This is a genomic window from Sphingomonas sp. PP-CC-3A-396 (assembly GCF_004343105.1).
In the GTDB taxonomy this organism is placed as follows: Bacteria; Pseudomonadota; Alphaproteobacteria; order Sphingomonadales; family Sphingomonadaceae; genus Sphingomonas.
The window spans coordinates 313,705-326,382 of sequence record NZ_SLYF01000006.1 but is presented as its reverse complement, the minus strand read 5'-3'; the positions used below and the strand labels follow the sequence as shown (position 1 = coordinate 326,382).

At 65.3% G+C, this 12,678-nt stretch carries 14 protein-coding genes; 7 read left to right on the top strand and 7 right to left on the bottom strand.

The window, feature by feature from the left end:
* Positions 1–43: 43 nt before the first annotated feature.
* Positions 44–1,267 (top strand): cyclopropane-fatty-acyl-phospholipid synthase family protein, encoded by a 1,224-nt coding sequence (locus C8J40_RS13985; RefSeq protein WP_132897510.1) that lies wholly within the window; start codon positions 44–46, stop codon positions 1,265–1,267.
* A 144-nt stretch (positions 1,268–1,411) separates the two neighbouring features.
* Here C8J40_RS13985 and C8J40_RS13980 read toward each other — a convergent pair whose 3' ends face one another.
* On the bottom strand, positions 1,412–1,891 hold the full coding sequence (locus tag C8J40_RS13980; RefSeq protein WP_165911457.1) for an EF-hand domain-containing protein: 480 nt from the start codon (positions 1,889–1,891) through the stop codon (positions 1,412–1,414).
* A 57-nt stretch (positions 1,892–1,948) separates the two neighbouring features.
* On the opposite strand from C8J40_RS13980, the gene C8J40_RS13975 reads away from it, so the two are divergent.
* Positions 1,949–3,166: an argininosuccinate synthase gene (locus C8J40_RS13975; RefSeq protein ID WP_132897508.1), complete on the top strand. Its 1,218-nt coding sequence runs from the start codon at positions 1,949–1,951 to the stop codon at positions 3,164–3,166.
* A gap of 86 nt (positions 3,167–3,252) precedes the next feature.
* Positions 3,253–3,843, top strand: coding sequence for a class I SAM-dependent methyltransferase (locus C8J40_RS13970; protein WP_132897507.1), 591 nt, complete (start codon positions 3,253–3,255; stop codon positions 3,841–3,843).
* A 77-nt stretch (positions 3,844–3,920) separates the two neighbouring features.
* Here C8J40_RS13970 and C8J40_RS13965 read toward each other — a convergent pair whose 3' ends face one another.
* Positions 3,921–5,138, bottom strand: coding sequence for a glycosyltransferase family 2 protein (locus tag C8J40_RS13965; protein WP_132897506.1), 1,218 nt, complete (start codon positions 5,136–5,138; stop codon positions 3,921–3,923).
* A 98-nt stretch (positions 5,139–5,236) separates the two neighbouring features.
* On the opposite strand from C8J40_RS13965, the gene C8J40_RS13960 reads away from it, so the two are divergent.
* A complete protein-coding gene (locus C8J40_RS13960; protein WP_132897505.1) occupies positions 5,237–7,030 on the top strand; it encodes a glycosyltransferase family 39 protein in 1,794 nt (597 codons plus the stop codon).
* A 99-nt stretch (positions 7,031–7,129) separates the two neighbouring features.
* Positions 7,130–8,644: a hypothetical protein gene (locus C8J40_RS13955; RefSeq protein ID WP_132897568.1), complete on the top strand. Its 1,515-nt coding sequence runs from the start codon at positions 7,130–7,132 to the stop codon at positions 8,642–8,644.
* Here C8J40_RS13955 and C8J40_RS13950 read toward each other — a convergent pair.
* The 4 genes from C8J40_RS13950 to C8J40_RS13935 form a co-directional block, all read right to left on the bottom strand.
* Positions 8,607–9,752 (bottom strand): GNAT family N-acetyltransferase, encoded by a 1,146-nt coding sequence (locus C8J40_RS13950; protein ID WP_132897504.1) that lies wholly within the window; start codon positions 9,750–9,752, stop codon positions 8,607–8,609. The two genes, C8J40_RS13955 and C8J40_RS13950, sit on opposite strands and share 38 nt — an antisense overlap.
* Positions 9,753–9,794: 42 nt before the next feature.
* Positions 9,795–10,259, bottom strand: a complete 465-nt coding sequence (locus C8J40_RS13945) for a RidA family protein (RefSeq protein WP_132897503.1) — start codon at positions 10,257–10,259, stop codon at positions 9,795–9,797.
* 192 nt (positions 10,260–10,451) lie between these two features.
* Positions 10,452–11,078, bottom strand: coding sequence for an HAD family hydrolase (locus C8J40_RS13940; RefSeq protein ID WP_132897502.1), 627 nt, complete (start codon positions 11,076–11,078; stop codon positions 10,452–10,454).
* Positions 11,075–11,359 (bottom strand): DUF3572 domain-containing protein, encoded by a 285-nt coding sequence (locus tag C8J40_RS13935; protein WP_132897501.1) that lies wholly within the window; start codon positions 11,357–11,359, stop codon positions 11,075–11,077. Before C8J40_RS13935 ends, C8J40_RS13940 begins: the two co-directional genes overlap by 4 nt.
* 36 nt (positions 11,360–11,395) lie before the next feature.
* Between C8J40_RS13935 and C8J40_RS13930 the strand changes: the two genes are divergently transcribed.
* Positions 11,396–11,758, top strand: a complete 363-nt coding sequence (locus C8J40_RS13930; protein ID WP_132897500.1) for a response regulator — start codon at positions 11,396–11,398, stop codon at positions 11,756–11,758.
* 198 nt (positions 11,759–11,956) lie between these two features.
* Here the strand turns inward: C8J40_RS13930 and rpmG are convergent, their stop codons facing one another.
* Entirely contained in the window at positions 11,957–12,124 is a 168-nt protein-coding gene (gene rpmG / locus C8J40_RS13925; protein WP_055881863.1) for a 50S ribosomal protein L33, read from the bottom strand.
* A gap of 190 nt (positions 12,125–12,314) precedes the next feature.
* Between rpmG and C8J40_RS13920 the strand changes: the two genes are divergently transcribed.
* Positions 12,315–12,677, top strand: coding sequence for a hypothetical protein (locus C8J40_RS13920; protein ID WP_243693389.1), 363 nt, complete (start codon positions 12,315–12,317; stop codon positions 12,675–12,677).
* Position 12,678: the final 1 nt, after the last annotated feature.

The window sequence follows — 12,678 nt, the reverse complement described above, 5'->3', positions numbered from 1 at the left end:
GCGGGGGTGGCGCAATTCCGTACCAATCATTAGCTAACGCCTCATGGCACTTTTCGATCGTTTCCTGGCCCGGCAGGTAAAAACCGGCGAACTCACGCTCATCCACGCGGACGGCACCACCAAGCATTTTGGCAAGCCCGACCCCGCCTATAACCCGGTCACGATCCGGCTGACCCAGCCGGGAGTCGCAGGGGCGATCGTCCGCCACCCCGCACTCGGCGCGGCGGAGGCGTTCATGGACGGCCGCCTCGTGATCGAGCGCGGCGATATTCGCGATCTGGTCAATCTGCTCAAGGGCAACAGCCCGTGGGAGCGTGGTGGCGGGCTCAATCCCTCGCTGCCGATCAAGCTGCTCGACAAGGTCGTGCACCGCGTCGACCGCGTGAACATGGCGCGCCGGTCGAAGAAGAACGTCGCGCATCACTACGACCTCTCGGACCGGTTGTACGACCTGTTCCTCGATGCGGACCGGCAATATTCGTGCGCGTATTTCACTGATCCGGGCAATAGCCTGGAGCAGGCACAAGGCGACAAGAAGGCGCACATCGCCGCCAAGCTGGCGATCCAGCCGGGCATGCGCGTGCTCGATATCGGTTGCGGCTGGGGTGGTATGGCGCTGTACCTGCACGCGAAGACCGGCGCCGAGGTGCTCGGCGTAACGCTGAGCGAGGAGCAGTTGAAAGTCGCGCGGCGGCGAGCCGAAGAGGCTGGGGTCGCCGACAAGGTGAAGTTCGAGCTGATCGATTATCGTGCGCTGACCGGAACGTTCGACCGGATCGTTTCGGTCGGGATGTTCGAGCATGTCGGTCCGGCGCATTACAAGGCGTTCTTCCGCAAGTGCCGCGACCTGCTGACCGACGACGGCGTGATGCTGCTCCACACGATCGGCCGGATGGGTGGGCCGGGCGTCACCGACACCTTCACGACCAAGTACATTTTCCCGGGCGGGTATAACCCGGCGCTGTCGGAAATCGTGAAGGGGTATGAGGGGCTGCGGATGTTCCCGACCGATATCGAGGTGCTGCGCGTCCATTACGCGCTGACGATCGACCAATGGTACGATCGGACGGTGGCCGCGAAGGACTCGATCGTCGCGCTGTACGACGAGCGTTTCTATCGGATGTGGACGTTCTACCTGGCGGGCGCTGCGGCGGCGTTTCGGACCGGGGGGATGGTCAATTACCAGATCCAGCTGTCGAAGAGCCGGATGACGCTGCCGCTCACGCGCGATTATATGATCGAGGGCGAGCGGGCGTTGCGGGAGTAAGTCCGTTCGTCCTGAGTAGCTGCTGAGCTTGTCGAAGCGGCGTATCGAAGGATCCGCCCGGGGCAATGTCCTTCGATACGGGTCTTCGGCTTCGCTCAGCCCTTACTCAGGACGAACGGACTTTTGGCAATCATCGGGTGAGGTTCAGCGCGGTCCCTGCACGTCGGCCTTCGCCGCGGCACGCTCGTCGCCGCCGATCTTGCCGTCCTTGTTCGCGTCATATTTGGCGAACGTCGCCGCCAGCAGCGCCTGTGCTTCGGCCTGCGTGACCTTGCCGTCCTTGTTCTTGTCCGCGCTCGTGAACCACAGGTCCGCGAGGCGCTTGGCGTGGACCGGATCCGGGCGGCCCGGCCCGACCTTCATGTTGCTGATCCGGCCCTGCACTTCGGCGCGCGTGAGGACACCGTCCTTGTTCGTGTCCGACGCAGCGAACTCGGTCTTGAACTTGGCCGAGGCGGACGCGCGAGTTTCCTGCGCGAGCGCTGGCGTCGCAAGGCCGGCGAGGGCGAAGAGGGTGAGGCTTTGGCGTAGCACGATGCGGTAACTCCAGAGGATTTGCGGCGCGAATAGACCGGTTCGGTTGTACGCGCCATTAACGCGCGCGGTTGCATGCGCAGGTTGCATGAGGGGCCCCCAGCGCATAGGGGCGCGGGCATTGGATATTGCCCGAAGGATTCTGCCGTGACCGATCAGATCAACCGCGTCGTATTGGCCTATTCCGGTGGCCTGGACACGAGCGTGATCCTGAAATGGCTCCAGCAGACCTATAATTGCGAAGTCGTGACCTTCACCGCGGATCTCGGCCAGGGCGAGGAACTCGAGCCGGCGCGCGCCAAGGCCGAGATGATGGGCGTCAAGCCCGAGCATATCTTCGTCGACGACCTGCGCGAGGAGTTCGTCCGCGATTACGTCTTCCCGATGATGCGCTCGAACGCGCTGTACGAGGGGCTGTACCTGCTCGGCACGTCGATCGCGCGGCCGCTGATCGCCAAGCGCCAGATCGAGATCGCCAAGATGGTCGGCGCGGACGCGGTCAGCCACGGCGCGACCGGCAAGGGCAACGACCAGGTCCGCTTCGAGCTCGGCTATTACGCGCTGTCGCCCGACATCAAGGTCATTGCACCGTGGCGCGAATGGGATTTGACCAGCCGCACCAAGCTGATCGAGTTCGCCGAGCAGCACCAGATCCCGGTCAGCAAGGACAAGCGCGGCGAGTCGCCCTTCTCGACCGACGCGAACATGCTGCACACCTCGTCCGAGGGTAAGGTGCTCGAAGATCCGTGGGACGAGGTGCCGGACTATGTCTATTCGCGCACGGTGAACCCCGAGGACGCGCCAGACGCCCCTGAATACATCACGATCGATTTCGAACGCGGCGACGGCGTCGCGATCAACGGCGAGGGCATGAGCCCGGCCACCCTGCTGTCGACGCTCAACGAATACGGCCGCCGCCACGGCATCGGCCGTCTCGACCTCGTCGAGAACCGCTTCGTCGGCATGAAGAGTCGCGGCATGTACGAGACGCCGGGTGGCACGATCTATCACCTCGCGCACCGCGGTATCGAGCAGCTGACGCTCGACCGCGGCGCCGCGCACCTGAAGGACGAGCTGGCACCGCGTTATGCCGAGCTGCTCTACAACGGCTTCTGGTTCAGCCCCGAGCGCGAGATGCTGCAGGCGGCGATCGATCACAGCCAGGAGAAGGTATCGGGCACCGTTCGCCTGAAGCTCTACAAGGGCGGCGTGTACGTGGTCGGCCGCAAATCGCCGAACTCGCTCTATTCGGAGAAGGTCGTGACGTTCGAGGACGATCAGGGCGCGTACGACCAGCGCGACGCGGCCGGATTCATCAAGCTGAACGCGCTGCGGCTGCGGTTGCTGGGGCGCCGCGACCGGTAAGACGGCGAAAGTCGCCACATACCGCGCGTTAACCAAATATCATCGACTCAACGGCAAGGTCGCATCTCTGATTCGGGAGATGCGACGTGCTGGGTGCGGTTCATGACAAATTGGTGTTCGGCCGTCGAATTCGGCGTCTGGCCGCGGTGATCGCCGAGCGATTGCCCGCCGATGCGCGGGTGCTCGATGTCGGCTGCGGCAGCGGCGATCTGGCCGTGCTGATCATGCAGACGCGGCCAGACGTGACGATCGAAGGCATCGACGTGCTGGTGCGCCCGGACACGGCGATCCCGGTCCATGCGTTCGATGGGGCACATATCCCGTTTGCAGACAACGCCTTCGACGCGGCGATCGTCGTTGACGTGCTGCATCATACCGACGACCCCGAAGCCGTGCTCGCCGAGATTGCGCGGATCGCACCGATGGTCATCGTCAAGGATCATCTGCGCAACGGCATCGCCGCAAACACCACGCTGCGCTTCATGGATTGGGTCGGCAACGCCGCGCACGGCGTCAGGCTGCCGTATAACTATCTGTCGCGCAAGGAATGGACCAGCATCTGGCGGACGCTCGATCTGGGCGTCAGCAGGTTCGCGACGCGGCTGTCGCTGTACCCGCGCCCGTTCTCGTGGGTATTCGATCGCGGGCTGCACTTCGTGACGGTGCTGTCACACTGAACCGAAGCGCGTGATCAGCATGAAAAAGGGGAGGATACGGCGATCGTATCCTCCCCTTTTTCATGCCCATCGCAACCTCAGCGATCGGGTCGGGTGTCGATCAGTCCGATCAGGAAACTGGTAAACATCGTCTGCAACCCGATGACGCACGCCACCATCGTCGGGATCGCCAGACGCATGAGATGGACCGGCTCCATCGGCCCGAATCCCGCCCGCCCCCATTGCGCGAGCAGCGCTGCACTACCGGCCATGCCAAGCAGCAGGAGAAGACCACCGAGGATGCAACCGCGCTCGACGCTGAAGTGGCGGCGGAATTGATCGACCCGCATGCTGGTCGGCCACAAGGCGCTGGCGACGCCGTAGAGTCTTGCGAGGATTCCGAAGCCGATCAACTGGCTACCCAGCAGCATCGCCATCGCCGCAAACAGCATCGTCGTCGCGCTGAGTTCGATACCGCCGAGTTCGACCCCGCCGGTCGCGAGTACCGCGACTCCCGCCGCGCCGCCAGCCGCGGCGATCAGGCCGGGATAGACGAACAGGAATCGCGGAGCATAGGTCAGCAGGAAGCGCAGATGCCGCCAGCCGTCGCGCCACGTCCGCAAATGCGGCGGACGGCTGCGACCGTCGGGCGACAGCGTGGTCGACACCTGGCGGACATCGAGCCGGTGCATGACCGCCTTGACGACCATCTCGCTGGCGAACTCCATGCCCGACGATCGCAAGCCAAGACCAAGGACCGAATCGCGGCGGAACCCGCGCAGACCGCAATGGAAGTCGCCGATGCGCGCGTTGAACAGGCGACGCCCGAGGAAGCTGAGGACGGGGTTGCCAAGATATCGATGCAGCGGCGGCATCGCACCGGGAGCGATCCCCCCCTGGAACCGGTTGCCCATCACCAGTTCGCCGCCATCTCGGAGCGCGGTGACGAACGGCATCAACGCGAGAAAGTCGTAGCTGTCGTCGGCATCGCCCATGATCACGAAGCGTCCGCGGGCCGCCGCGATCCCGCCCAGCAGCGCCGCACCATAGCCCTTCGTCTCGACGCCGACGAGGCGCGCGCCCATCGCATTCGCGATCTGGCGCGACCCATCGGTCGAACCGTTGTCGGCGATCACGACCTCGCCGGCAACCCCGCTCGACCGCAGGAATTCCTGCGCCTTGCGAATGCAGAGGGCGAGCGTCTCGGCTTCGTTGAGGCAGGGCATGACGATCGACAGTTCGACCGCATCCTCCGCTTCCACCGCTGACGTTCCGCGTTCGACGATCGGCGATTGATAGGCCAGCACTGTCGGCATGGATGATCCTCCCTTGCCCGAAGGCATACGGACCGAACGCTAAAAAGAGGGTTAACTATTCGCCGCTAAGCCGGCGACGTTCACCGCAGGATGACCGCATGCCAAACCCGCCGCCAATCGACGACGCACCCGCTTATGTCGCACGCCGCGACCGTGCGATCCGCTTCGACGTGATCGTCGCGGTGGTGCTGGCGACATTGCTGTCGACCTGCTGGGCGATCACCGACTGGCACCGCGTCGGGCAACTGATCCTGCCCGATGCGGACGACATGATGCGGCTGGCGCAGGTCCGCGACTGGCTCAATGGCCAGGGCTTCAACGACTGGACGCAATACCGCATGGCGCCCCCGCTCGGCGCACCGATGCACTGGTCGCGGCTGAACGATTTCGGGATCGCCGGGATCATCCTTGCGGCGACGCCGCTGGTCGGCCGTCACGGTGCCGAACTGACTGCGGTGCTGCTGTACCCGGCGCTACTTTTTGCCTGCAACATATTCCTGTCGGCGCGGATCGCGCGCCGGCTATGGGGTAACGAGGCGGCGGTCGTGGCGGCCATTCTGGCAGACCTCGCCTATCCCGGCATCACGCTGTTCATCCCGGGACGGATCGACCACCACGCGCTGCAGATCGTCATCATCGAAATCATCATCCTCGTGATGATGCGCCGACCGTCGATCGGCAGCGGCGTCGTCGCGGGGCTCGCCGTTGCCGCCAGCCTGGTGATCGGGCTGGAAACTGCGCCGCAGGTTGCTATCCTCGTCGCCACGCTGGCGTTGTTCTGGGTCGTATCCGGCGAGCGCGAACGACGGCGGCTTGCCGGGTTTGCGGCGGCGCTTGCAGCGACGACCGGCGTCTTTCTGGTGGCGATGCGTCCCGGTTATTGGTCGCCTGCGCTGTGCGACGCCTTCACGCCGGCGTCGGCGACAGGCACGCTCGCCGTCGCCGCGGCGCTTGGCGCACTGGCAGCGGCGACACCGTGGCTGCGGACATGGCCATCGCGCATCGTCGTGGGCGGCGTGCTCGGAACGCTTGCACTGGGCGGGACGCTGGCCGCCTATCCGGGATGCCTGACCGGGCCGTACGGGATGGTCGACCCCTTCCTTCGTGCCGCCTTCCTCCCGCACATCGACGAAGCGAACAGCATTTTTGCGCAGGCGACGTTCGCCCGCACGCTGTCGATCGGCGGACTGCTGCTCGCGGGGTGCATCGCGTCGGCCTGGATGGTTGCACGCACGCCGAAGCGCTGGGCGGTTATGATGCCGCTCGTCGGCGTGATCGGCGTCTCGGCGCTCGTCTCGCTGTCACAGGCGCGGGGGACCTATATCGGCGCACCGACCGTCATACCGGTGCTCGCCGGCCTGATCCTGGCGGCGCGGCGTCGAACGACTTGGTCGACGCCCGCGCTGATCGGCGCCTGGCTGGTCTCGGCGGGTATCACCTATGCCGAGGCGCCCGTCATCGCGGTCCGTGTCCTCAATCCCGGCGTGCGGATCCCGCCTGCGACGACGCCGCAGATCCTCTGCAACACCGGCGACGCCTGGGCGCAGGTCGATCGGTATCCGCCGGGCGTGGTGATGGCCCCGACGAACATGGCGTCCTATCTGATCGGCGCGACGCATCTGTCGACCGTCGGCGCCGGCTATCACCGCAATAACCGCGGCAACATGGCGATGTATCGCTATTTTCTGAGCCGCCCCGACCGCAGCGCGACGATCGCGCGCGCGTGGAACGTGACCTATGTCGCTTTCTGTCCAGGAGATTTTTCCGAGATCGACGTGACGCACAGCTATCCGAACAGTCTTGCGACGATGCTGCAAACCGGCCGGGCCCCGCCGGGCTTCGTACGTCTCCCCTTGCATGGGGCAAGACTCCGCCTCTATCGCATCCGATGACGACGTTGCGGTAGCGGGGAATGAGTGGACGACGGTAAGACGGGGCGGCTGAACTGGTGGCAGACGCGCGGCTTCGTCGTCGCGGTGGCGCTGGCGTCGATGATACCGTTGCTGTGGCCGGAGATTCCGCCGCTGGTCGATCTGCCCGGCCATATGGGGCGCTACCGCGTCCAGCTGGCGATCGGCGACAATCCCTGGCTTTCTCAGTGGTATAACTTCCATTGGCAGATGATCGGCAACCTCGGGATCGACCTGCTGATCGAACCGCTGGCGCCGATCTTCGGGTTGCAGCTGGCGGTGAAGCTGATCGTGATGACGATCCCGGCGCTGACCGTGACCGGGCTGCTGTGGATCGCGCGCGAGGTGCATGGGCGAATCCCGGCGACCGCGTTGTTCGCGTTGCCGCTCGCCTATAGTTACCCGTTCCAGTTCGGATTCGTGAATTTCGCGCTGGCGATGGCGCTTGCGCTCAACCTGTTCGCGCTGTGGCTGCGGATGGGGCGGCTTGGCCGGACAAAGCTGCGCACCGCGATCTTCATCCCCGTCTCGTGCCTGTTGTGGCTATGCCATACGTTCGGCTGGGGCGTGCTGGGCGTGCTCGCCTTCTCCGCCGAGCTGATCCGCCAGCATGACATCCGCCGCGACAGCGATCCCAAGAGCTGGGCGCATGGCTGGTTCAGGGCGTTCGTCCAGGCGGGACTGAACTGCCTGCCGCTCGCATTGCCGATGGTGATGATGGTGGTGTGGCGATCGGGCGACCATGTCGGCGGCAAGACGCAGGACTGGTTCAATTGGCGCTGGAAGATGAACTGGATCACGATGGTCCTGCGCGATCGGTGGATGGCGTTCGACATCGCCTCGGTGACCGTGCTGTTCGTGATCCTGTTCCGCGGCGTGCGCGACCAGACGATCGAATATTCGCGCAATCTGGGGCTGTCGGCGCTGTTCCTGGCGGCGGTGTACGTGCTGTTGCCGCGGATCGTGTTCGGGTCGGCCTATGCGGACATGCGGCTGGCGCCGTTCGTGCTGGCGATCGCGGTGATCGCGCTGCGGCCACGGCATGGGCTGTCGTTGCGTGGGGCGGCGGTGCTCGCGGTGCTGGGGTTTGCGTTCTTCGGGGTGCGGCTGGCGGGGACGACGGTCAGCTATCTGATGTACGATCGCAGCTACGACCAGGCGATCGCGGCGATCGATACGGTGCCCGAGCGCTCTCGCGTGGTGTCGTTCGTCGGGCGGCGGTGTCGCGACGACTGGGCGTATTCGCGGCTCGAGCATGTGCCCGCGTTGCTGCTGGAGCGGCGTCTCGCCTTTACCAACGATCAGTGGTCGATGGCGGGGGCGCAGTTGCTGACGACCAACTATGCGGCGGCGAAGGGCTTTGCGCACGATCCGTCGGAGGTCGTGAGCGACGTCAAATGCCGCGGCCAGTTCTGGCGGCCGATCTCGATGGCGCTCGCGAAATTCCCGCGCGATGCGTTCGATTATATGTGGCTGATCCACCCGCAAAAGTTCGACCCGGCGCTGGTCCAAGACCTGACGCTGATCCGCCGCGATGGGACCAGCCTGTTGTACCGCGTCAACAAGCCTGCGGTTCGCCCCGCCGGAACGGAGTAAGCTCGCCGAGATACTCCTGTTGCTCGGCGACCGCCTCGCGCTCGCGAACAAGATAGTCGGCGATCGCGCGGCGGAAGCTCGGGTCGGGGATGTAGTGCGCGGAATAGGTCGCGACCGGCGCATAGCCGCGCGCGAGCTTGTGTTCACCTTGCGCGCCGGCCTCGACAGTCTTCAGGCCGCGCGCGATGGCGGCGTCGATCGCCTGATAGTAGCAGAGCTCGAAATGGAGGAACGGCACCTCCTCGGTCGCGCCCCAATAGCGGCCGTAGAGCGTGTCCGCGCCGATCAGGTTGAGTGCGCCAGCAATGGGGAGGCCGTCGCGCTCGGCAAGGATCAGCAGGATCTGGTCGCCCATCGTCTTGCCGATCTGGTCGAAGAACGCGCGCGTCAGATAGGGCTGACCCCATTTTCGCGCGCCCGTGTCCTGATAGAAGACCCAGAACGCGTCCCAGTGCGCGGGGGTGATCTCGGCGCCGGTGAGTTGACGGATCGTCAGGCCCTCTACCGCGGCGGCGCGCTCCTTGCGGATCGCCTTGCGCTTGCGGCTGGCGAGGACGGCGAGGAAGTCGTCGAAGCCCGCGTACCCGTCGTTCTTCCAGTGGAACTGCGTGCCTTGCCGGATTAGCCAGCCGGCAGACTCGAACAGCGCCACTTCGTCGGGGTCGATGAAGGTCGCATGCGCGGAGGATAGCCCGCTCTGATCGGTCACCGCTTCCAGTGCGGCGATCAGCGCGGGGGCGTGGTCGCGGTCCTTCAGTAGCAGACGCGGGCCCGGCACCGGGCTGAACGGCGCGGCGATCTGGAGCTTGGGGTAATATTGCCCCCCTGCCCGCTCCCATGCATCCGCCCAGCCCTGGTCGAAGACGTATTCGCCCTGGCTGTGACTCTTGGCGTAGGCGGGCGCGATTCCCGCGGGCTTGCCGTCGGGGCCGTCGACCACGACCGGCAGCGCCTGCCAGCCGGAGCGGCCACCGACGCTTCGCGACGTTTCGAGTGCGGAGAGGAAGGCGTGGCCGACGAACGGGTTGGCGGTGCCGGAGCACGCGTCCCAGTCCTCGGCCGCGATCGAGGTGACGCCTTGGGCGATGCGGGCTGTGACGGCGTTCATTGCCGCCTTAGGTAGAGACGCGAGGGCGCGCCTCCAAGACGGTCAGGCGGAAACCTGCACGATCGCGTCGATCTCGACAGCAGCACCGAGCGGGAGGACGGCAACGCCAACGGCCGAGCGCGCGTGCTTGCCGCTATCGCCGAAAAGCGCGACCATCAGCTCGGAGGCGCCGTTGGCGACCTTGGCCTGGTCGGTGAAGTCGCCGGTCGAGTTGACGAATACACCGAGCTTCACGATCCGCTCGACGCGGCCAAGCGTGCCGAGCGCCGCCTTCATCTGCGCGACCAGCATGAGCCCGCACAGCTTGGCGGCGTCCTGCGCGTCTTCGATCGAGACGTCGTCTCCTACGCGGCCCTTGACGAGCTGGCCGTCCTTGAACGGCAACTGGCCCGAGATGTGGAGCATGCCGTTCGCCAGCACGGTCGGGACATAGGCGGCGACGGGCGCGGCGGCCTGCGGAAGGGTGAGGCCCAGCTCTTCGAGCTTGCGGTCGATACGATCGGTCATGGGGGAAGGTATCACCACAGCGGTGGGGGACGGGTCAAGTGCGTGGGCTTACCTATCATTTCGAACGCCGTTCCTCCCCTGCAAGGGGAGGTGGCAGCGCAACGCGCTGACGGAGGGGTGACCCGCTCTCGATGGGGCGTCACCCCTCCGTCGCTTCGCGCCACCTCCCCTTCCAGGGGAGGATCGAGGGAATCAGGCGTCCGCCGGCAACCCAGCCTCGAACCGCGTAGAAATCCAGTCCGCCGCCTCGCGCCAGTCGTCGATCCGCGCGTGCGCCTCGGGCGCCTTCGGCACATTCACCGCCAGCGTCGGCTCGGAGACCATGTGCAACCGGTGCACCCCCGGCGCGTGCTTCGCGACCGACTCGTGATGCACCGCCAGATCGTCGACGAACACCGTCACCGGCGACCCGTATTCCTCGACCAGTCGCGACACCGGCGTACCCTTGCCGCCCTGGTTGCACTCCACCCGATGTTCGATGCCGAACTTCGCCAACTGTTCGATCCGCGGCTGGCGGCACTCGTCCTGAAGGTTGGTGAGGATCACGATGTCCGCCACCCGCGCCAATCGCTCCAGCGCCTCGACCGCATGCGGCACCAGCGTCTGGCGGTGCATCTCGGCGGGGAAGAACTCGCCGAGCATCGCCCACATGTCCTCGCGCGACGGCGGCGGACCGCCATCGCGGCGAGTCATCGCGGTCGAGAAATCGCCGTGCTGGATCGCAAAGTCGATGTCGTGGCGCTCGTCGAGCCACACGCCGAAATGCTTGACCATGTGCAGCAGCACTTCGTCGCAATCGCTGATCAGCAACGGCCTCATGCTTCGAAATCTCCTTGGTCCAGTCTGGCATGCGCGCGGACCAGCGCCTCGGGCTTCACACCGAGCGATTCGGCGCACGCAATCAGATCCGGCTCGTGGTTTTCGAGAAAGCCGAGCGCCGCCGACAGCACGGTCGGGTCACTCGCCCTTGCGCGGAGATCGTGCGGCTCGAGGCCGGTGACCGACAACAGCCGCATCGCGCGGTCGGGCTCGACCAGCGTCCATACCAGCGCGCGCAGGGCGAGCGCTTCGGCGTCTTCGTTTGAATCGCGGTCGCGCATTGCCTATCGTGCCCTCTTTCCGGATAAGGTGCGGCGGTGACAAAGAAGGTGCTCGTTGTCGAGGACAACGAACTGAACCTCAAACTATTCTGCGATTTGCTGCGCGCGCACCAGTTCGCCGTCGAACCCGTGCGCGACGGCCGCGAAGCCGTTGCGCGGGCACGGGATTTCGTACCCGACCTGATCATCATGGACATCCAGATGCCGCACGTCACCGGCTACGAGATCATCCTCGAGCTGAAGGCGGACGAGGAGCTGCGCGCGATCCCGGTGATGGCGGTGACGGCGTATGCCGGGCGGGAGGATCAGGAACGGATACGGGCGGCTGGCGCGGATTCGTATGTGTCGAAGCCGATCAGTTTGGCGCGGTTTATGGATGCGGTCGGGGCTTTGGTCTAAGGCGGGAGGGGGACCCCGCCCCACACCGTCACCCCAGCGAAAGCTGGGGTCTCCCCGATACGGGCGCACCCTCGCGGCGGGAGATCCCAGCTTCCGCTGGGATGACGGACGTTCCGATCACAAACGCCAAAAGCCGCGGAGTTACCCGCGGCTTTCCGGATCTTCGCAATCAGTCGGCAGCCTGAGCTGCCAACCCGATTACTTGATCTTGGCTTCCTTGAACTCGACATGCTTGCGCACGACGGGATCGTACTTCGAGAAGGAGAGCTTCTCCGTCTTGGTACGGGGATTCTTCTTGGTGACGTAGAAGAAGCCGGTGTCAGCGGTGCTGAGCAGCTTGATCTTTACGGTGGTCGGCTTGGCCATGAGCCCAATTCCTATGGCTTGAAAATGCGAAAGCGGCGAACTCGCGCCGCCGCTCCATCAGGGGCGGCGCATGGCGGACGTGAGCAGCGAAGTCAAGCTTTACGGCCCCCGCATCCGCCACGACGCCGCATTTAACCCGCTATTCACCACCGCAAGCGCATCATATCCTCAGATAAAAAGGAGCGGGATGATGGGGCAGGCGCTACGACTCACCGAGATGGTACCCGCGGACATAGGACGAATCGACGCCATGATCGCGGTGAAGGCCGATCTCGCCGCACGAATCGCCGCGATCGATGTCCGAGCGCCCTATTCCCGCCCGTGCGACATCGCCACCGAGATCGACGCGATCCGCGTGATCGCGCATAGCAACGGCCTCAACCCCGCGGTCACCGTCGCGCACTTCGTCGATTCGGCGCTGTCACGCGGCGAGCATGGCGCGCTGGTGCATGGCTGGCTGGCGATCCTGCGCGATGCGGTCGGCTGCGAGCGGCAGGACGTTCAGGCATGCCATGCCTTCGCCGCCGCCTGTTCGGTGCGTCTTGCGGGATAGT